Here is a 19,480-nt window from a genome sequence, read left to right on the forward strand (position 1 = left end):
TTCATGGGACCGGAGTAAGGGCTCAAGCACCCGACTCCCGTCGACACAGGAGAAGCACAGCATGACTCGTATGGTTCAATGCGCGAAGCTCGGCAAGGAAGCCGAAGGCCTCGATTTCCCGCCGCTGCCGGGCGAACTCGGCAAGCGGATCTACGAAAGCATTTCGAAGGAGGCGTGGCAAGCCTGGTTGAAGCAGCAAACCATGCTGATCAACGAGAATCGTCTGAATATGGCCGATCCGCGCGCGCGCCAGTATCTGATGAAGCAGACCGAAAAGTTCTTCTTCGGCGAAGGCGCGGATACGGCGCAGGGTTATGTGCCGCCGGCGAGCGAGTGAACGCGGGTTGAGCGCGGGTGAACGCTGAGCGCTGAGTTTCTCTATCAGCATCAGGGTCCTCTCGCAGCGGCAACCGCAGCGACGAAATCCGCGCCACCGTGCGCGGATTTTTTTCGCCTCGGAACTCGCGCCGAAACCATCGGCGAGGCTGCCCCAAAACTCCCCAAACGGTACATTTTCGAGCCGTTTTAAGCCCCTTCTGGAGACCGCCGCGATCGCCGGAATCCCCCACCGGGCAAGGGATTGCGCGCCTGCGCCAAGGCTCCCGGCCAAAACCGGGTTTGCACGATCCTCTGTCATCGTGCTAACATGTGCATCGTTCCAACAGCAATTCACCTTCATTCGCGTTCTCTGACCTTGCGACACCAAGTGCTTGCACTGCGCGTGTCCATCGCGATGGAACAGTTTTTATACAAGAAGGCTTGTCGGTCGTATCGTCGTTTGAGATTGCCCTGAAGCTGCCCTGAGGTCATCCCCAGAGGCAAACCAGGCGGCGAATAAAGCACCGGCCTTTTTCGTTTCAAGCCTTCCAGTGGCGTGCGGTCCGGCTTCAGCCACCCGCGTCCTCATGCGCTTGCCCCCTTCACGGCCAGGCAGGCGCAATAGTCAGCACAATCTAGACGAGTGTTTTTTCGCGACCAGGCTCGCGAGGCACGGGCGTTTGCTGCTTTTGCGGCCCTGGCTGCGCGTCGCGTTTCTTTTTACGCGCGCCCGCTCTTTCGCCGTCGCGGCGAAGAGGCCTTGCCCCGTTTGCGAAACTGCACTTTCCAGCAACCGTGGCGGAACGCATCATGAGTTTCGTCGCAGTCATCGGAGTTTTTACCTTGACCGCTTCCAGCAACGGCTTCTGGCGACACCACAAACAAGAACAACGCCTCTCTCTCGACGACATCACCGTCGTCGACAAGTCTCTCCTCAAGCGTGCCGTCGGCGCCATGGCGCTCGGCAACGCAATGGAATGGTTCGATTTCGGCGTCTACAGCTACATCGCTGTGACGCTCGGCAAAGTGTTCTTCCCGTCGTCGAGCCCGTCCGCCCAGTTGATCGCGACCTTCGGCACGTTTGCCGCGGCGTTTCTCGTGCGGCCCGTCGGCGGCATGGTGTTCGGTCCGCTCGGCGACCGCATCGGCCGTCAACGCGTGTTGGCAATGACCATGATCATGATGGCGCTCGGCACCTTCGCGATCGGGCTGATTCCGAGCTACGGGTCGATCGGCATTCTCGCGCCGGCCTTGCTGCTCGTCGCGCGTCTCGTGCAAGGCTTTTCGACGGGCGGCGAATACGGCGGCGCGGCGACCTTCATCGCTGAATTTTCGACGGACAAGCGCCGCGGCTTCATGGGCAGCTTCCTCGAGTTCGGCACGCTGATCGGCTACGTGCTCGGCGCGGGCACGGTCGCGGTTCTGACGGCTACGCTGTCGAACGAGGCGCTGCTGTCGTGGGGCTGGCGTGTGCCGTTCCTGATCGCCGGTCCGCTCGGGCTCGTGGGTCTTTACATCCGCATGAAGCTCGAGGAAACGCCCGCGTTCAAGAAGCAGGCCGAGCAACGCGAAGCCGAAGACAAGGCGCTGCCGAAGCAGTCGCTGGGCAATCTGCTCGTGCAGCAATGGAAGCCGCTGCTGTTGTGCGTCGGCCTCGTGCTGATCTTCAACGTCACCGACTACATGGCGCTCTCGTATCTGCCGAGCTATCTGTCGGCCACGCTGCACTTCAACGAGTCGCACGGTCTCTTCATCGTGCTGCTCGTGATGGTGCTGATGATGCCTGCGACGCTCGCAGCCGGCCGTCTGTCGGATGCGATCGGCCGCAAGCCGGTGATGCTGTTCGGCTGCGTGGGTCTCTTCGCGCTGTCGATTCCGGCGCTGCTGCTGATCCGCATGGGCACGCTGCTGCCGGTGTTCAGCGGGCTGATGATTCTCGGCGTGCTGCTGTCATGCTTTACGGGCGTGATGCCGTCGGCGCTGCCGGCGCTGTTCCCGACGAAGATCCGTTACGGCGCGCTCGCGATCGGCTTCAATGTTTCGGTGTCGCTGTTCGGCGGTACGACGCCGCTCGTGACCGCATGGCTCGTCGACCGCACCGGCAATCTGATGATGCCTGCGTACTACCTGATGGGCGCGTCGCTGATCGGCATCGTGTCGGTTGTCGCGCTGCGCGAAACGGCACGCAAGCCGCTGCTCGGCTCGGGCCCGTGCGTGGCGACGCGCGCGGAAGCGCACGCCGTGCTGCGCGGCGAACGCGAAGCCGAAGAGATGGACGAAGGCTATGCCGCGACCGCTACGGCGCGTGCGTGATTTAAGGGCGAACTGCGGCGCTTGTTGAGAGCATCGCAACTAGTGCAAGTAGCACAGGACGGGCCGGCATTATGCCGGCCCGTTCTCATTTCAGCAGCGGATCGACGCGTGCCTCGGCCCGCGCGCCTTCGATCGTGAGGATGCCGGCCGACACCGGCAGCTTGAATCGCCGCGGGCCTGCGCTGCCGGGATTGACGAACAGCACCCCGTCGCGCTCGCTGATCGACGGCTTGTGAGAGTGTCCGGTCACGACCACGCCGATACCTTCTTTACGCGGATCGGCCGGCACGTCGGCGATATCGTGCACGACGAGGATCGTGACTTGCTGCACGGCGAGCGTCGCATGCGTCGGCAGCGATGCGGCCCACTCGCCGACGTCGTTATTGCCGCGTACCACGGTAAGCGGCGCGATTTGCACGAGCGCGTCGAGCACCGCTTCGTTGCAGATGTCGCCGGCGTGGATGATCGCGTCGCAACCCGCGAGATACGCGAGCGCCTCGGGCCGCACGAGGTTATGCGTGTCGGAGATGAGGCCGATGCGGGCTGGCGGCGGATGGGGTGTGGCTGAAGTCATGACAACAGTATCCGTGAAGCTCGGGCTTGTTCGCAAACCGCAAACGATGCGCGCGCAGACCGCGACTCGCCAGCGCCAGCGCCCGCGCAATCAATCCACTGGCTGCCGCAACGAAGCTTCACGCGACACCTCTTGCGCGGGCCGCCTCGCATCCAGCATGCGCCGCGTCGCGCCGTGCACGACGATGCACACCGCCGACGCACACGCGAAGCTCAACCACACGCCATAGCGCGGCAGCAGCACCGCGGTCACAGCGAAGAATGCGGCGAACGAGCCGCGCCCGACCACCATGCCGCGCATCAGCAACGCGACAAAATCGGGTCCATGCTCGCGCTGCGCCGACACGGCGAGCACCATCCCAAGCAACGGAAACACGGAAAGCAAGCCGCTCCACGTCGCGCCCATCGACGCTGCAAGGCTCGTCACCGCAAGCGTCAACAGCGCGCCCGCGACCATGCGCAGTACGAGCTCGCCGAAGCCGGCGCGCGTGGCCGGCACCTGCCCCGTCGCGCGCGGCAAGCCGCATTGCGAAACCGCGACCGCCACGCAAGCCACGGCGACTGCCCACGCGAGCGACGCGGGCAGTCGCGTCAACAACATCGCCGCCACGAACCACCCGCTCATGCCCGCGACCAACGCAAGCGGCCACGAGAAACGGCGGCAACTCCACGCATACGCAAAGTTGAAGGCTTCCGACGCGGCGATCGCCGCAATCGACGCCACCGACGCCTGCGCCGCGAACGACGGCCCTCGCGCGAGCGCAAGCAGCAGCACGATCGGTCCGGCGACGACCGGCAGGCCCGCGAGCCAGCCCGCCACCGACGGCCCCCACAAGCGCGCCGCCATCGTCAGCGCGGCGAGGAACGCCGGCACGAGCGCAAGCTTGAGCGCCAGCACGCTCAACCTTCCAGCACGTGCTCAATCCGCCGATCCGGCACGAGCCACCACGCAGCAGCGAGCGTATAAAGCGCCGCCGAAATCAACGGCTCAACGAACGCCGTCACGATGCCCGCCAGATAGATCGCGACCGACACCCTGCCCTTGAAGTCGTTGCCGACCGCCTTCGCAAGCGCCGAGTCGAGGCCGTGCTGACGGATGAGCAAGCGCGTCAGAATGAAATAGGCGATCGCCGACATGAACAGCACGACGCCGTATAGCGCGGTCGGCCACGAAGCCAGATGGTTCTCGCCGACCCAATGCGTGACCGCGGGCAGCAGCGACAGCCAGAACAGCAGATGCAGATTGGCCCACAGCACGCCGCCGCTGACCTTCGTCACGGCATGGAACAGATGGTGATGATTGTTCCAGTAGATGCCGACGTAAATGAAGCTCAGCACATAGGCGCAGAACACCGGCAGGAGCGGCCGCAGCGCGGCGAGGTCGAAGCCGTCCGGTACTTTGATTTCCAGCACCATGATCGTGATGATGATGGCGATCACGCCATCGCTGAAGGCTTCGACGCGTCCCTTGCCCATCGGCGGTTCCTCGAGTGAATGCGGGTTAAATGCGGGTTGAATGCGGGTCCAATGCAGGCTGAATGCGGACCGCGCATACATCGCACGCACGGCCCGCGCCGCTCGCGATTATCCGCGATGCCGCAACGCGTTGTCGATCCACGTCTTGCGATCGGCCTCTTGCAATCCGCCTCTTTCGAGCCGAGCTATTTCAAAGGCTTCAGACCGTCGAGCAGCGTAGGGATCAATTCGCTGATGGTCGGATGGATATGCATCGCGTATTGCAAGGTCGGATACGGCGCGCCCGCCGTCATGATGTCGATAAACGTATGGATCGCCTCGTCGCCTTCAATGCCGTGAATCGCCGCGCCGAGAATCTGCTTGCTGCGCGCGTCGACGAGCACCTTCATGAAGCCGTCGGTTTCGCCGCGTTCGCGCGCGCGGCCCACGCGCGACATCGGCATCGTCGCGATCAGCGCGTCGCGGCCGCTCTTGCGCACGTCGTCCTCGGAAAGCCCGACGCGCGCAAGCGGCGGATCGACGAATACCGCATACGCCATGATGCGCGTGTCGACCGTGCGCGCGCCGCCGTCGAGCAGATTGGCCGCGACGATCTGGTAATCGTCGTAGGACGTATGCGTGAACGCGCCGCGTCCGTTGATGTCGCCGATCGCCCACACGCCCGGCACGTTGGTGCGCAGTTGGCCGTCGACGGGAATCGTGCCGTGCCGGTCGGTCTCGATGCCGGCGGCGGCCAGGCCGAGGTCGTCGGTATTCGGTTCGCGGCCGGTCGCGAACAGCAGATGCGACGCCTCGAGTGCCGGCACGTTCTGCTCGAAGCCGATGCACACTTCGTTCTCGCGATGCGGATGCGGCTCGACGCGCGAAGGCTGCACGCCGAAGCGGAACTCGACGCCTTCGCGGGCCAGCACCTGCTGCACGGACTCGGCAAGATCGGCGTCCTCGCGCGTGAGCACGCGCTCGCCGCGCACCAGCACGATCACTTCACTGCCGAAGCGGCGAAACACCTGCGCGAATTCGAGCGCGATATAACTGCCGCCGACGATCACGAGCCGGCTCGGCAACTCGGTAAGCTCGAGCAGACTGGAGTTGGTGTAATAGCGGATTCGCTCGATGCCTTCGAGCCGCGGCACCACAGCGCGCGTGCCGGTATTGAGGAAGATTTCGTCGGCGCTGATTTCATGCAGCAGCGCGCCGTCCGGTCCGCTGACGGAAACCGTATGCGCGCCCGTGAAGCGCGCATGGCCGTTGAACACCGTCACATTCTCGGTGCCGCGCAGCCATTGTTCGACGCCGTCGCGCGACTGCCCGATGATCTTGTCCTTGCGCGCCTTCACCGCCGACAGATCGACGTTGACCGAACCGCTCACCAGCACGCCGAGCCGCGCCGCGTGGCGCGCGACGTGCGCCGCGCGTGCGCTCGCCACATAAGCCTTGGTCGGCGTGCAGCCGACGTTCACGCACGTCCCGCCGAACGCCGCGCGTTCGATGACCGCCGTGCGCCGGCCGCTTTCGGCAAGACGCACGGCAAGCGGCGGGCCGCCTTGTCCGGTGCCGATCACAACTGCGTCGAAGTGCTGTGCCATGACGACTCTCCTTGCGGCTCGCGTGCGGGTCGTTGCATCTTACGCCCAGTCGCCGCCGCGCTCATGTCACCGCGCATGTCACCGCTCACGTCACCGCGCTTGTCACCTCTCACGTCGCCGCATACGCATCCGCCAACGCCCGCGCATAAGCGCTCGCGCCCACCGGCCGGCTGTACAGATAGCCCTGCTGCTTGTCGCAATCGATCGAGCGCAGAAACGCCGCCTGCTCGGGCGTTTCCACACCTTCCGCGGTGACGTTCATGCCGAGCGAATGCGCCATCGCCACCACCGCCTGCGTGATCGCAATCGAATCGCGGTGGTCCGGCAAGCCCGCGACGAACGACCGGTCGATCTTCAGGTTATGCAGCGGAAAGCGCTTCAGATACGACAGCGACGAATAGCCGGTGCCGAAGTCGTCGACGGAAATACGCACGCCCGTCGCGCTCAGGGTCTGCAACATCGGCAGCACGGTGTCGCTGTCGCTCATCAGAAGCCGCTCGGTGATTTCGAGTTCGAGCGCCGCCGGGTCGAGCCCGGACTGGTCGAGACAGCGCCTGATCCGCTCGACGAGGCCGTCGTTGAACTGGCGCGGCGACAGGTTGACCGCGACGATCAGGTCGGGCGCGAGCGTGCGCCGCCAGCGCGCCGCCTGCTCGCACGCGTGCGCGAGCACCCATTCGCCGATCTCGGCGATCAGCCCCGCGTCTTCCGCGACTGGAATGAACTCGGCGGGCGACACGTTGCCGAGCTCGCTGTTGTACCAGCGCAAGAGCGCCTCGGCGCCGATGGTGCGGCCCGCGTGGCTATCGACGATAGGCTGATACACGAGGCTCAGTTCGCCGCCGGCGAGCGCGCGCCGCAGCGACTGCTCGATCACAAAGCGGCGCTGCAGTTGCTGATTGAGCTCGGCGGTGAAGAACTGGAAGTTGTTGCGGCCGCGCTGCTTCGCGTGATACATGGCCGAGTCGGCGTTGCGCATCAGCGTCGGCGCATCCTGGCCGTCTTCGGGAAAGCGGCTGATGCCAATCGACGCGCCCAGGTAGTACTCGTTGTCCGCCACCGCGAACGGCACCGCGATTTCGTCGAGGATATGACGGGCGAGCGCGATCAGCCGGTCGCTGCAATCGCTCGCGCCGACCACGATCACGAACTCGTCGCCGCCCACGCGCGCGAGCGTGTCGTCGGGGCCGACGCAGCCGGCGAGCCGCTGCGCGACGCTCTTCAGCAACGCGTCGCCGGCCTCGTGACCGGCTGTGTCGTTGACCTTCTTGAAACCGTCGAGATCGACGAACAGCACCGCGACATTCGCGAATTCGCCGCTGCCGTTCGGCGCGCCCGGCGCGAACAGGCTGTTCATCCGCTCGGTCAGATACGCGCGGTTGTAGAGGCCGGTGAGCGAATCGCGGGTCGCGAGGAATTTGAGCTGGCGCTGCGCCTCGCGCACGGGGCCAATATCGGTGAAGGAAATCAGCACGGAGTCGGGCTTGCTTTGCCCCGGCTTCAGGATCGGCACCACGTTTTCGGTGATCCAGATGACTTCGCCGCTCACCAGTTCGACGGCGAGCGTGACGCCGAGCATCGGCTTGCCGGTCGCGAGCACCTGGCTGGTGGGCCGCTCATCTTCCTTCACGGGCGAGCCGTCCTCGTGAAAGCCGCGCACCATCACCGTGCGAATGCTGCGCCCGACGATTTGCGGCCCGGTGCGCAGCATGCGCTGCGCGCTCGGATTGCAGGCGAGCACGACGCCTTCGCGCGACTGCACGACGATGCCTTCGATCAGATGATCGACGACGAGCCGATGATGCTCCTCGCTGTTCGCGAGACGTTGCGCCATCGCGTCCTGATGCACGGCGAGCCCGACGCTGCGGCCGATGTCGCGCAGCATCGTCTCTTCCTGAGCGGTCGGCCGGCGCGGCTCGCGATGATAGACGGCGAACGCGCCGAGCACGGCGCCCGCGTCGTTTTCGAACGGCACCGACCAGCACGCACGCAGGCCGAGCGGCAACGCGAGCGCGCGGAAGTCCGCCCACAGCGGGTCCGTCTCGATGTCCTCGACGACCACCAGCCGCCGCTCGTACATGGCCGTGCCGCACGAGCCCGCGCACGGGCCGATCGCCACACCGTCGATTGCCGCGCTGAAGTGCGCGGGCAGCGACGGCGCGCCGCCCATCCGCACATGCAGGCCGTCTTCGTCGAGCAACAGGATCGAGCATGCCGCGCCCGAACCGAGCAGCGCTTCCGCGCGGTGACACACCTCGTCCAGTAATTCCGGCAACGGCGTATTGCGGGTGATGAGCCGCAATACGCTGCGCTCCGACGCCAGCACCTCTTCGGCCAGATCCGGCCGGTATCGGCAACTATCGGGCGTCGCTCCTGCCTCCATGCGTGATGTCGCTTCGCGGTTCATATATGCGCCCCCCTACCCAACATCGGCAAGATTGCGTAAGCAGCGCACCAGGGTATACCCGTCGAATGCACAGGATTCCCGCAGGCGGCGCTTCGATTTGCCGTGCCTTCCACTATCGCGGCGCCGCACGCGTCGCGCAAGGCAATATCTGGTAATCACTTGCGCTAACCGCTGCTTTTTCCGGCGTCCGCATGACGCGCGATCGGACGATCATCCGTTGCATGAGAAACCCTGCATCGCGTGAACCGTCATGAAAATCGTCCGCCCTCTTCTGATCGCCGCGCTGCTGATCGCGCATCCGTCCGCTCAAGCCGCGAGCTTCGATTGCAGCAAGGGACGCTCGCTCGCCGAAAAGATCATCTGCAACGATCCCGCGCTGTCGCGCCTCGACGATACGTTGGGCCGACTCTACTGGAAAGCGCGGCGCACGGTGAGCGACCGGCGCGGCTTCATCGCCGACAGCGACAGCAAGTGGGCGTGGCGCGAGGCGAATTGCCGCGACGCCGCGTGTTTGGGGACGTGGTACGCGGCGCGTATCGGCGAACTGGAGCAGGTGATTGCGGGCGTGCGGATGGGTGCTTCGAGCGTCGATCCCACGATGCTTCAATGCACGGCCGCGCATCCCGGCATCGTGATCGGCGAGCAGTGCGCGAGCGTCATCAAGCAGAACGGCAGCCAGTGGAACCACCAGACGCCGCATGGCGGCGACTGGTTCTGCGGGGTCGCGATGCTGGGACGGACGTAGTCACGCGCTGCGCCGTGCGTCGCTTCAGTGAAGGCTCGGCGGCGTGTCTGGATCAGGCGCGGCATCTTCCGCCGCTCCGCTCTCGCCGAACAGCTCCGCGCACAACTCGCGGCCGGTCTCCGTAAGACGCGCAGTGCCGGCGCCCTCCTCATCGAACATCGTCTCCACGAGGCCGCTGTCAACGAGCGCCGTCAACTGCCGCCGCAGCGCGCTCATCGGCACGTTCGCCTGCTTCGACAGCTTCGCGAGCGACCACGCGCCGCCCGGCGTCTGCCGCGCGGGCCTTTCGCTTTGCGCGCGCCAAAGCTGCGCGAGCACGGCGAGCAGCACCGGATCGATTCCCTCTTCGTCCATTCATGTCTCCTTGTGTTTTATCCGCCGGCCGCCTTGCTTTTCGTGCGAGCGATGCCGGCGCTTCACGTCATCTGCGTGATCAGTTCGCCGAGTGTCTTTAACGCCGCCTCGCTGTCAGCCGTCCACGGATAGCTGTAGTTGAGCCGGATGAAATGGCGAAAATCGTTGCGCGTCGAAAACATCATGCCGGGCCCGACCGTGATGCCGCGCGCGAGCGCCGCCCGATACAGCTTCATCGAATCGACGCGCTCGGGCAACTCCACCCACAGCACATAGCCGCCTTGCGGCGCGGAGATGCGCGTGCCCGCCGGAAAGAACCGCTGCACCATCGCGCTCATGATGCTCGCCTGCTGCCGATAAACCTTGCGCACATGCCGCAGATGCCGGTCGTAGCCGTCCTGCCGCAAATAATCGGCGACGGCGACCTGCGGCACCGAAGGCGTCGTCAGCGTATTCAGAAACTTGAGCTTCTCGACCTGCGCGCGATAACGGCCCGGCAGCGCCCAGCCTATCCGGTACGACGCGGTCAGGCTTTTAGAGAACGACGCGCAATGCAGCACGAGCCCCTGCGTGTCGAAGCTCTTCAACGTCGACGGTCGCGACTCGCCGAAATACAGCTCCTGATACACATCGTTTTCGATGACCGGAATCTGGTGCGCGGCGAGCAGTTCGACGAGTTGCCGCTTGCGCGCGTCCGGCATCTGAAAACCGAGCGGATTCTGGAAGTTCGGCATCACCATGCAGGCGGCGATCTTCTGTCTTGCGATCACCTGCGCGAGCGCGTCGATGTCGATGCCGTCGACGGGATGCGTCGCCACCTCGATAGCGCGCATGCCCATCCGCTCGATGGCGTGCAGCATCGCGTAGTAAGTCGGCGATTCGACGGCCACCGTGTCGCCCGGTTTGGCGATCGCCTGCAGGCTGAGGTTGATTGCCTCGGTGGCGCCGAGCGTGATGACGATCTCGCCGGGATCGACGGGCATGCCGTTCTCGGCATAACGGCGCGCAATCTGCCGGATCAGTTCGGGGTTGCCGGGCGGCAGATCGTCGATCAGATTCCAGCTCGCCTGACGGCGCGCAATCGCGTTCGCATACTGATTGATGCGCCGCCACGGAAACAGCGACGGATCCGGATACGGCGAGCCGAACGGCACGGCGTCGTGCGCGCGGATGCTGCGCAGCGTGGAGAGCACGAGACGGCTCACGTCGACTTCGGCGGCAACCGGCGCGACAGGCGGCGCGGCTTTGCTGTCCGCGCGCCGCGTCTCGGGGCGGAACGCATTCAGCGCCGCTTCGCGCACGAAATAACCGGACTGCGGACGCGTTTCGACGATGCCCCGGCTTTCCAGCAACGCATAAGCATGCAGCACCGTCTTGATGCTGACGCCATGCTGCTGGCTCGCCTGCCGCACGGACGGAATCCGCTCGCCCGCCGCGAATACGCCGCGGCGCACGGACTGGGTGATTTCGTCGGCGAGCTTTTCGTAGAGTTTCAAGGACGTGGCTCAAGGAAAACAGATATCTCGCGCGCCAGTCTATGACAAAACGCAAGAACTGTATCCCTTCCCTTTTTGTTTTTCTGTATGCTGCACTGCGATTGGAACACAGTAGTCTTGGAACATCGGCCCGAAAAGCCATGACAAGACCACGCGCGGCAACATCATGAAGAACACCGACATCCGCAATAAATCAGGCGCCGACACCAGCGGCGCCCGCATCGAGCCGTACACGCATCCGGCGGCCGGCTGGGGCGCGCTCAAGTACGTCGCCATCAACCTGATCAAGGAAAAGGTCACGGGCGGCAATTACCGCACGCTGCTCAAGCAGAATCAGCCGAACGGCTTCGACTGCCCCGGCTGCGCGTGGCCCGACCGCGAGCATGCGTCCACGTTCGAGTTCTGCGAGAACGGCGTCAAGGCGGTCGCCGCCGAGGCGACCAGCAAGCGCGTGACGCCCGCGTTCTTCGCGGAGCACACGGTCGCCGAACTCATGACGCAGTCCGACTTCGAGCTCGAACAGCACGGCCGCCTGACCGACCCGCTCGTCTACGACGCGATGAGCGACCGCTACGTGCCGATCGGCTGGGACGAAGCGTTCGATCTGATCGCGAGCCATCTGAAGCGCCTCGAGGATCCGGACCAGGCCGCGTTCTACACGTCGGGCCGCGCAAGCAACGAAGCTGCGTTTCTGTACCAGTTGTTCGTGCGGATGTACGGCACCAACAATTTCCCCGATTGCTCGAACATGTGCCACGAAGCGACGAGCCGCGGCTTGCCGCACACGGTCGGCATCGGCAAGGGCACGGTCACGCTCGACGACTTCGAACACGCGGACACGCTGCTGATCTTCGGCCAGAACCCGGCGACCAACCATCCGCGGATGCTCGGCGAACTGCGCGAGTGCGCAAAGCGCGGCGCGACCATCGTGTCGATCAATCCGCTGAAGGAGCGCGGGCTGGAGCGTTTCGCGAGCCCGCAGCATCCGGTGGAAATGCTGACGATGGGCAGCACGAAAATCAGCTCGGTGTTTATCCGCCCGAAGGTCGGCGGCGACTTCGCGCTCATCAAGGGCGTGGCCAAGCGCGTGATCGAACTCGATGACGAAGCGCAGGCGTCCGGTCTGGAACGCGTGCTCGACGTTGCGTTCCTCGCCGAACACACGGTCGGCTTCGAGGCGTTCGCACAAGACCTGCGCGCCGAGCGCTGGCACACCATCGTCGCGGAATCGGGCGTGCCGTACGAAGACGTGCTGAAGCTCGCCGACATCTACGCGAAAGGCCGCGCGGTGATCTCGACGTGGGGCATGGGTCTCACGCAGCACAAGAATTCGGTGGCGACAGTGCAACTGCTGTCGAACCTGATGATGATGCGCGGCAATATCGGCCGGCGCGGCGCGGGGCTGTGCCCGGTGCGCGGCCATTCGAACGTGCAGGGCGACCGCACTGTCGGCATCGAGGAAAAGCCCACGCAGGCGTTTCTCGACCGGCTCGGCGAGGTGTACGGTTTCGAGCCGCCGCGCGAGCATGGGCTCGATGTCGTCAACACGATTCAGGCGATGCTCGATCGCAAGGTGAAGGTGTTTATCGGTCTGGGCGGCAACTTCTCGATTGCGACGCCGGACACGCCGCGCACGTGGGAAGCAATGCGTTCGTGCGATCTCACCGTGCACATCACGACGAAGCTGAATCGCAGCCATCTCGTGCATGGCCGCGATGCGCTGATTCTGCCGACGCTCGGCCGCACCGAGATCGACTTGCAGAACGGCGTCGCGCAAGGCGTGAGCGTCGAGGATTCGATGAGCATGGTGCACATCTCGTACGGCATGAATAAGCCGGCTTCAGAAAATCTGCTCTCCGAAATCGCGATCGTCGCGCGCATGGCGCACGCGACGCTCGGCAGCGACAAGGTCGACTGGCTCGCGCATGCCGCGGACTACGCGCTGATTCGCGACGGCATCGCGAAAGTGATCGACGGCTTTGACGATTACAACGAGCGTCTGAAGCGGCCGGGCGGCTTCCATCTCGGCGTCGCATCGCGTGAACGGATCTGGAAAACGCCGAGCGGCAAGGCGCAGTTCCTCGTGCATGCCATCGCGCTCGACACGCCGATTCATCGCGCGCGCGAGCAGCATGGCGAGCGCCTGATGACGCTGATGACGACGCGTTCGCACGATCAGTACAACACGACGATTTACGGGCTCGACGACCGTTATCGCGGCGTGTACGGACAGCGGCGCGTGTTGTTCGCCAACAAGGACGACATCGCGATGCTGGGTTTCGCGGCCGGACAGCGCGTGGACATCACGAGCGTGTGGGCCGACGGCATCGAGCGTCACGCGGATGGCTTTTTGCTGGTCGAATACGACATTCCGCGCGGCTGCCTCGGCGCTTATTATCCGGAGACGAATCCGCTCGTGCCGCTGTCGTCGGTTGCGGACGGCGCGGGCACGCCGACTTCGAAGTCGATTCCCGTGTTGTTGAAGGCGTCGGCGCTCGAGGCCGTCGCGGCGTGACGTATCAGGTCTGCGCCTTCGCCAACGCGCGATGCGTGAGGTGAAGCCGCAGATCGAATTCGAACTGATGGTAGCCCGGCTGCATGAACTCGCAGAGGCGGTAAAACGCCTTGTTGTGATCGCTTTCCTTCAGATGCGCGAGTTCGTGCACCACGATCATCTTCAGAAACTCCGGCGCCGCGTTTTTGAATAACGACGCGATGCGGATTTCCTTCTTCGCCTTCAGCTTGCCGCCCTGCACACGCGAGATGCTCGTGTGCAGGCCCAACGCGTGGCGCATCACGTCGAGCTTGCTGTCGTACGTGACCTTGTCGATCTGCTCCGCGCTGCGCAGATGCTCGCGCTTCAATTCCGCGCAATACGTGTAGAGCGCACGGTCGGTTTGCACGTCATGCGTATTCGGATAGCGGGCAGCGAGGTATGCGCCGAGTTGATCGTCGGCGATGAGCTTGGTGACTTTGTCGAGCAGCGCGGGCGGATAGCCGCTCAGGTATTTCAAATGATGATGCATGGTCGTGGCCTGGCGTGGGCGGCCTGCGTGTCGAATACTTCGCAAGCGAGTCGCTAAACGGCGAGTTTACACGGCCGTCTCTTCGCTTGCCTCGCGTGCATCACGTACGCCAGGCGGCGCCGCCAGGAAAATCATGCTGATCGAGCGAGTCCGCGTGAATCTCGATGCTGTAGCCCGGACGCTGCGGCGGCATATAACGGCCGTTGCGGATCACGACAGGATCGACGAAATGCTCGTGCAAATGATCCACGTATTCGAGCACGCGATTTTCCAGCGACGCCGACACGCAGATATAGTCGAACAGCGAAATATGCTGGACGTACTCGCATAAACCGACGCCGCCCGCGTGCGGACACACCGGCACGCCGAACTTCGCCGCCATCAGCAGCACGACGATCACTTCGTTCAGACCGCCGAGGCGGCAACTGTCGACCTGGCAAAAGTCGATCGCATGCGCCTGCAGCAACTGCTTGAACATCACGCGGTTATGACAGTGCTCGCCGGTCGCCACGCCGATCGGTGCGAGCCGCGCGCGAATCGCCGCGTGACCGAGAATGTCGTCGGGGCTCGTCGGCTCCTCGATCCACCACGGATCGAATTGCGCGAGATGCCGCATGTTGGCGATGGCTTCATCGACGTCCCACACCTGGTTCGCGTCCATCATCAGCTTGCGGCCGGGGCCGATTTCCTCGCGCAAAATGCGGGCGCGGCGCATGTCTTCATCCAGATTGCCGCCGACCTTCTGCTTGAAATGCGTCCAGCCCTGCGCGACGCCTTCGCGCGCGAGGCGGCGAATCTTGTCGTCGTCGTAGCCGAGCCAGCCCGCCGAGGTCGTGTAAGCCGGGTAGCCTTGCGCGAGCATTTCCTTCTCGCGCACGGCCTTGGTCGCCGCGTGACGATGCAGCATCGCGATCGCCTCGTGCGGCGTGATGACGTCCGTCACATAGCGAAAGTCGAGACAGCGCACGAGTTCTTCGGGGCTCATATCGACGAGCAGTTTCCACACCGGCTTGCCTTCCGCTTTCGCCCACAGGTCCCACACGGCATTGACGACCGCCGCGGTGGCCAGATGGATCGCGCCCTTGTCCGGACCGATCCAGCGCAACTGGCTGTCCGACGTCAGCGCGCGCCAGAACGCGCCCATGTTCGCGGCAATCTCCTCGAGCGTTTTACCGACGACGAGCGGCGCGAGCGCCTCCACCGCCCTCACGCAGATTTCATTGCCGCGCCCGATCGTGAACGTCAGGCCATGACCCACGAGCGCTTGCGGCGCGTCCGTTTCGAGCGTCACGTAAGTGGCCGAATAATCGGGCGCGGCGTTCATTGCGTCGGAGCCGTCGAGCGAGCGCGAGGTCGGAAAGCGAATGTCCCGCACCGACAGCCGGGTGATGGTAGTGATCGTGGTGCTGGTGGTCATGTCACACGCTCCTCGACGGCTGCATTCGGGCGACGATCAATCGTAGAGCACCGCCGCGATCTTCGGATCGTTCATGTTGCTCTTGTCGTACCAGTAAAAGCCGGTATCGACTTTCTTCGGCAGCTTCTCGCCCTTGAGCGCCTTTACCGCGGAATCCACCACGCATTTGCCGATGCCGATCGGGTTCTGCGTGATCGCGCCCGCCATCAGGCCGGAATTGATGTCGTCCTTCTGCTCCTTGCCCGAGTCGTAGCCGATCAGCACGAGCTTCTTGCCCGACTCCTTGACGCCGATTGCCGCGCCTTCCGCGGAACCTTCGTTCGCGCCGAAAATGCCCTTCAGGTTCGGGTTCGCCTGAATCATCGCCTTGGCGATCTCCGCGGACTTCAGGTGGTCGCCGCCGCCGTATTGCACGGACACGATCTTCACGTTCGGATGCTTGCTCTTCATCTGGTTCACGAAGCCGTCGCGCCGGTCGATGCCCGTGCGGCTCGTCTGATCGTGCACGATTACGCCGACGTCGCCCGCATTGCCTATCGCGTCGGCCATCTTGTCGGCGGCGAGCGCGGCGGCGGCGAGATTGTCGGTCGAGCAGGTCGTGAGCGGGATGTCGCTGTCCACGCCGGAGTCGAATGCGATCACCGGAATCTTCGCCGACTGCGCGCGTCTCAGGAGCGGAATGGCCGCCTTGCTATCGAGCGCGGCAATGCCGATGGCTTGCGGTTTTTTCGCGAGCGCGGCCGACAGCATGTCGATCTGCTTGTCGACCATCGCCTCGGTTTCCGGGCCTTCGAACGTGATTCTGACCTTGTGTTCCTTCGCGCCCTGCTCCGCGCCGGCTTTGACGGCCTGCCAGAACTGATGCTGGAAACCCTTCGAAATAAGCGGGATATAAACGTCGTCGGCATGAGCGAGATTCGCCCCGCCGATGAGCGCGCTCACGCCGAGCACGACGCCGAATGCTTTCCGATTCAACATGGACTTTCTCCTCCTAAGGTGTGGACCTTCTTCTTCTACAGTCGTCGGGGAAGCGTTCTCGCGCCTCCCTTGTTAATATTGTCCGGCGCGTGTTCAGCGCTTTCTGCGCCGCAGGATGTCGGCGTAAACCGCGAGAATGATGATGAGGCCCGTCACCACGATCTGCCATTCCTGGGCGACGGACATGATGCGCAGGCCATTGGTCAGCACGCTCATGATGAATGCGCCGATGATGGTGCCGAGTATCGTCCCCGAGCCGCCCGACAGGGACGTGCCGCCGATCACCACCGCCGCGATCGCTTCGAGCTCGTAGCCCTGGCCGAGCGCCGGCTGCGCCGAATTCAGGCGCGACGCGATGAGCAGACCCGCGATGCCGCAAATCGCGCCGCCAAGGCCATAAATGGCGATCTTCCAGCGATCGACGTTCACGCCTGACAGCCGCACCGCTTCTTCGTTGCTGCCGAGCGCGAACGTGTAGCGTCCGAGCGCCGTGCGATTGAGCGTGATCGAGCTGGCGATCGCGAGGAAGAACAGGATCAGCACCGCGTTCGGAATCGGCAGGCTCGGCACGAAATAGCCGATCAGCGAGTCCTGCGAAATCATGTAGAAGTTTTCGGTGTCGGTGAAATAGATCGGCTTGTCCGCCGACACCACGAGCGACAGTCCCTTGAGCAGCAGCATCATGCCGAGCGTCGCGATGAACGGCGGGATTTTCATCTTCGCGGTGAGCGTGCCGGAGATCGTCCCGCAGATCGCGCCCGTGCCGATGGCCGCGAGCACGCCGAGCCACATCGGCAGATGCCAATACGTGAGAAAGACGCCGCAAATTACGGCCGTGAAGGTCATCAACGTGCCGACCGACAGATCGATGCCGCCCGTGATGATGACGAAGGTCGACGCAATGGCGAGCACACCGTTGACCGCCGTCGCCTGCAGAATGCCGAGGATGTTGTCCATCTGCATGAATGCCGGCGACGCGAAGCTGAAAAACACCAGCAGCAGAATGAGGCTCGCGAAGGCGAGCATCTTTTGCAACGCCGTCGGCGAGAAGATGCGGGCCTTCAGGCCGCTCAGGCGCCGCGCGCCGGTGAGCGCGGAGGAATCGGATTGCACTGTCATAGCGTCCTCTCGCGGCTCACGCCGCTTTCAGGGTTTGGCGCTGCGTGGCCAGATGCATGATGCGCTCCTGCGTCGCTTCTTTCGCGCTGAGTTCGCCGGTAATGCGGCCCTCGCACATCACGACGATGCGGTCGCTCATGCGCAGAATCTCCGGCAGCTCCGACGAAATCATCACGATTGCCTTGCCCTCGTCCGCTAGCTTGCGCAGCAATTTGTAGATCTCGCTTTTTGCGCCCACGTCGATGCCGCGCGTGGGTTCGTCGAAGAACAGCACGTCGCAGTCGCGCTCCAGCCACTTGGCGATGACGATCTTCTGCTGGTTGCCGCCGGACAGGAGCCGCACTTCCTGACTCGCCGAGGGCGTGCGGATTGCCAGCAGATTGATGAAATGGCTCGCGCGGCGGCGCATCCGCGCGCGGCGCAAAAAGAAGTTGAGCGACAGGAAATTGCGCAGGTTCGACATGACGATGTTCGACTCGACGTCCATGCCCGTTGCAAGCCCGAAGCGCTTGCGGTCTTCGGAGAGATAGCCGATGCCGTGCGCGACTGCATCGCTTGGATTTTTAATCGACGCTTTCGCGCCTTTCACGAAGATTTCGCCGGACTCGACGGGGTCCGCGCCGAACACCGCGCGCGCGACCTCGGTGCGGCCCGCGCCCATCAAACCGGCAAAGCCGAGTATCTCGCCCTGGCGCAACGTGAAGCTCACATCGCGCACGAGCGGGCCGGCGTTCAGATGCCTGACTTCGAGCGCGGTCTCGCCTTGCGCCGCATCGCGCGCGGCGGGCGTTGCGTCGCTCAACGTGCGCCCGACCATCATGCCGATGATCGCCTCGACGGTCGTGTTCGCGGCGTCGACGGTGGCCACATATTCGCCGTCGCGCAGCACGGTGACGCGGTCGGCGATCTGCTTCAGTTCGTCCATCTTGTGCGAGATGTAGACGATGCCGACGCCCCGCGCCTTCAGTTCGCGAATGATGCGAAACAGCTCGGCGATTTCGGCGTCGTTGAGCGCGGACGTGGGCTCGTCCATGATGAGCACGCGCGAGTCGAAGGACAACGCCTTGGCGATCTCCACCATCTGCTGGCTCGCCACGGTCAGCTCGCCGACCATCGCGCGCGGATCGAGATTCACATGCATGCGCGACAGAATCTCGCGCGCCGCGATGTTGAGTTTGTCTTCGTCGAGAAAGAGGCCGAGCCGCCCGCGCGGCTCACGGCCGATGAAGATGTTCTGCGCGACCGTGAGGTGATTCATCAGTTGGAGTTCCTGATGAATGATGCCGACGCCCGCGGCTTGCGCGTCGCGCGGGCTCAGGAATTCGGCCGGCTCGCCGCCAACCAGGATTTCGCCGGAATCGCGCGTGTACACGCCGGCGAGGATTTTCATCAGCGTCGATTTGCCGGCGCCGTTCTCGCCCATCAGCGCGTGGACTTCGCCCGCCATCAGTTCGAACTGGACGTCGTGAAGCGCCCGCACGCCGGGAAAGCTCTTGCTGAGCTTTTTGACGGAAATCAGCGGGGTCATGGCGCGACGCCGACGACGGCTGCACGGCAAACGCTCGCCTCAACCCGGCAGGCGGAGCGCGAAAGCGCCGGACGGCGCGCGGTGGTTCGTCTTAAATCGCAACGAGAAGCCAGGCACATTGCTGGACCCCCAAACCGATGTGCG

Annotated in this window: 16 protein-coding genes; 4 read left to right on the plus strand and 12 right to left on the minus strand. The window is 64.1% G+C overall.

Going from position 1 to position 19,480, the window contains the following annotated elements; genetic code table 11:
* The first annotated feature begins 61 nt into the window (after positions 1 to 61).
* On the plus strand, positions 62 to 337 hold the full coding sequence (locus tag P0D87_RS08150; RefSeq protein WP_006051234.1) for an oxidative damage protection protein: 276 nt from the start codon (positions 62 to 64) through the stop codon (positions 335 to 337).
* Between the two features lie 791 nt (positions 338 to 1,128).
* A complete protein-coding gene (proP, locus tag P0D87_RS08155; RefSeq protein ID WP_029967528.1) occupies positions 1,129 to 2,631 on the plus strand; it encodes a glycine betaine/L-proline transporter ProP in 1,503 nt (500 codons plus the stop codon).
* A gap of 85 nt (positions 2,632 to 2,716) precedes the next feature.
* Here the strand turns inward: proP and P0D87_RS08160 are convergent, their stop codons facing one another.
* From P0D87_RS08160 to P0D87_RS08180, 5 genes are all read right to left on the minus strand, one after another.
* Positions 2,717 to 3,205 (minus strand): metallophosphoesterase family protein, encoded by a 489-nt coding sequence (locus P0D87_RS08160; RefSeq protein WP_053858457.1) that lies wholly within the window; start codon positions 3,203 to 3,205, stop codon positions 2,717 to 2,719.
* A 90-nt stretch (positions 3,206 to 3,295) separates the two neighbouring features.
* Positions 3,296 to 4,102, minus strand: a complete 807-nt coding sequence (locus P0D87_RS08165) for a hypothetical protein (RefSeq protein WP_029967530.1) — start codon at positions 4,100 to 4,102, stop codon at positions 3,296 to 3,298.
* A gap of 2 nt (positions 4,103 to 4,104) precedes the next feature.
* Positions 4,105 to 4,680 carry a TMEM175 family protein gene (locus P0D87_RS08170; protein WP_029967532.1) on the minus strand — a complete coding sequence of 192 codons (576 nt, stop codon included), beginning with the start codon at positions 4,678 to 4,680 and terminating at the stop codon, positions 4,105 to 4,107.
* Between the two features lie 185 nt (positions 4,681 to 4,865).
* Positions 4,866 to 6,266, minus strand: a complete 1,401-nt coding sequence (locus P0D87_RS08175) for an FAD-containing oxidoreductase (protein WP_006051229.1) — start codon at positions 6,264 to 6,266, stop codon at positions 4,866 to 4,868.
* Between the two features lie 109 nt (positions 6,267 to 6,375).
* Entirely contained in the window at positions 6,376 to 8,673 is a 2,298-nt protein-coding gene (locus P0D87_RS08180) for a putative bifunctional diguanylate cyclase/phosphodiesterase (RefSeq protein ID WP_006051228.1), read from the minus strand.
* Positions 8,674 to 8,923: 250 nt separating this feature from the next.
* Here P0D87_RS08180 and P0D87_RS08185 point away from each other — a divergent pair, with 250 nt between their 5' ends.
* On the plus strand, positions 8,924 to 9,418 hold the full coding sequence (locus tag P0D87_RS08185; protein ID WP_053858458.1) for a lysozyme inhibitor LprI family protein: 495 nt from the start codon (positions 8,924 to 8,926) through the stop codon (positions 9,416 to 9,418).
* Positions 9,419 to 9,442: 24 nt separating this feature from the next.
* Here the strand turns inward: P0D87_RS08185 and P0D87_RS08190 are convergent, their stop codons facing one another.
* Both P0D87_RS08190 and P0D87_RS08195 read right to left on the minus strand, forming a co-directional pair.
* Entirely contained in the window at positions 9,443 to 9,772 is a 330-nt protein-coding gene (locus tag P0D87_RS08190; protein ID WP_053858459.1) for a helix-turn-helix domain-containing protein, read from the minus strand.
* A gap of 62 nt (positions 9,773 to 9,834) precedes the next feature.
* Positions 9,835 to 11,268 (minus strand): aminotransferase-like domain-containing protein, encoded by a 1,434-nt coding sequence (locus P0D87_RS08195; protein ID WP_053858460.1) that lies wholly within the window; start codon positions 11,266 to 11,268, stop codon positions 9,835 to 9,837.
* A gap of 166 nt (positions 11,269 to 11,434) precedes the next feature.
* Between P0D87_RS08195 and P0D87_RS08200 the strand changes: the two genes are divergently transcribed.
* Positions 11,435 to 13,783: an FdhF/YdeP family oxidoreductase gene (locus P0D87_RS08200; protein ID WP_029967542.1), complete on the plus strand. Its 2,349-nt coding sequence runs from the start codon at positions 11,435 to 11,437 to the stop codon at positions 13,781 to 13,783.
* A gap of 4 nt (positions 13,784 to 13,787) precedes the next feature.
* Here the strand turns inward: P0D87_RS08200 and P0D87_RS08205 are convergent, their stop codons facing one another.
* The 5 genes from P0D87_RS08205 to P0D87_RS08225 form a co-directional block, all read right to left on the minus strand.
* Entirely contained in the window at positions 13,788 to 14,294 is a 507-nt protein-coding gene (locus P0D87_RS08205) for a M48 metallopeptidase family protein (protein WP_029967545.1), read from the minus strand.
* Positions 14,295 to 14,394: 100 nt separating this feature from the next.
* A complete protein-coding gene (locus P0D87_RS08210; protein WP_053859065.1) occupies positions 14,395 to 15,693 on the minus strand; it encodes an L-fuconate dehydratase in 1,299 nt (432 codons plus the stop codon).
* Positions 15,694 to 15,747: 54 nt separating this feature from the next.
* Entirely contained in the window at positions 15,748 to 16,689 is a 942-nt protein-coding gene (locus P0D87_RS08215; RefSeq protein WP_053858461.1) for an ABC transporter substrate-binding protein, read from the minus strand.
* 93 nt (positions 16,690 to 16,782) lie between these two features.
* Positions 16,783 to 17,808: an ABC transporter permease gene (locus tag P0D87_RS08220; RefSeq protein ID WP_006051220.1), complete on the minus strand. Its 1,026-nt coding sequence runs from the start codon at positions 17,806 to 17,808 to the stop codon at positions 16,783 to 16,785.
* 16 nt (positions 17,809 to 17,824) lie between these two features.
* The gene (locus P0D87_RS08225; RefSeq protein ID WP_053858462.1) at positions 17,825 to 19,336 is read right to left on the minus strand and encodes a sugar ABC transporter ATP-binding protein; all 1,512 of its coding nucleotides are present in this window, start codon (positions 19,334 to 19,336) and stop codon (positions 17,825 to 17,827) included.
* Positions 19,337 to 19,480 lie beyond the last annotated feature (144 nt).

The sequence above is a fragment of the Paraburkholderia sp. RL17-368-BIF-A genome (genome assembly GCF_046054045.1).
In the GTDB taxonomy this organism is placed as follows: domain Bacteria; phylum Pseudomonadota; class Gammaproteobacteria; order Burkholderiales; family Burkholderiaceae; genus Paraburkholderia; species Paraburkholderia graminis.